Origin of the sequence: Neisseria sp. P0008.S010, from assembly GCF_051962715.1 — a bacterium.
Lineage (GTDB): Bacteria > Pseudomonadota > Gammaproteobacteria > Burkholderiales > Neisseriaceae > Neisseria > Neisseria elongata.
The window spans coordinates 1-266 of record NZ_JBQCVA010000309.1 but is presented as its reverse complement, the minus strand read 5'-3'; the positions used below and the strand labels follow the sequence as shown (position 1 = coordinate 266).

Here is a 266-nt window from a genome sequence, read left to right as displayed (position 1 = left end):
CCGTACGAACGTTATTCGGATTCACTGGGCTTAAAGGGTGCGTAGGCGGCTGGCTAATTTGGGTGTGAAAGCTCCTGGCTCAACTAGGAGAGGTCGCTCAAGACTGGCCGACTGGAGAGCAGTAGGGGAAGGTGGAATTCCGGGTGTAGTGGTGAAATGCGTAGATATCCGGAGGAACACCAGTGGCGAAAGCGGCCTTCTGGACTGTATCTGACGCTCAGACGCGAAAGCTAGGGGAGCAAACGGGATTAGATACCCTAGTAGTC

General features: G+C 54.5%; 1 rRNA gene. It reads left to right on the top strand.

From position 1 onward, the window contains the following. Positions 1 to 266, top strand: a 16S ribosomal RNA gene (locus ACTHSL_RS13720); the annotation flags it as partial.